General features: G+C 49.2%; 1 protein-coding gene. It reads right to left on the bottom strand.

Going from position 1 to position 596, the window contains the following annotated elements:
* Positions 1-427 (bottom strand): polysaccharide deacetylase family protein (locus DVK07_RS20650; RefSeq protein WP_147441300.1); only part of this gene is annotated, 427 nt, incomplete at its 3' end.
* Between the last annotated feature and the right edge of the window lie 169 nt (positions 428-596).

Here is a 596-nt window from a genome sequence, read left to right as displayed (position 1 = left end):
CTCCAAAATCAGAATGTATTTGTTTAACCCTCGATAACTCGCTGTGGAGTTGCTCCGCGGAGGCGTTATCCGCCAGTAGGTGGGAATACGTATGAGTAGTAATTTCATGATCAGTCTTCCGGCTCTGAATCTCTCGAACTAAATCAGGCGCATAGAAGTGAGGATCAGTCTCTTCGTCAGTACCGGGGTCTTCACTCCAGTAGTCTTCTGGGTACGGCCCGGCGTGTGAACCAGTACACGATTCGTGAAATAAGTGACCCACGACATCGAAGGTAATGGGGAGGTCGTGCCGATCCGCTGAATCGAGTATTCGATGAAGCGCTTTTGTCTCGGCCGCCCGGTCTGTTGAGAGGTGACTGTATTCGGCTTTGTCGTGCATTCCCCACCCGAGCTCTAACTCGATACTTAGTGTAACAATTCCGGTCATTGAATACTATAATTCGCTTTCACACTCAATAACGGTTCGAATAGTATCCATCCGACGTGACCAATCGTTTTCTTCACCTGCCGCTCTGGCTTGTTGCCGAACTTCGAACCAATCCTCCCGCTTGAACTCACCTAGTTGATTAATTGTTTCGACGAGGGACGACACAGAT

Source organism: Halorubrum sp. Atlit-26R (assembly GCF_003666015.1).
Lineage (GTDB): Archaea > Halobacteriota > Halobacteria > Halobacteriales > Haloferacaceae > Halorubrum.
This window is presented reverse-complemented; position numbering and strand designations above follow the sequence as displayed.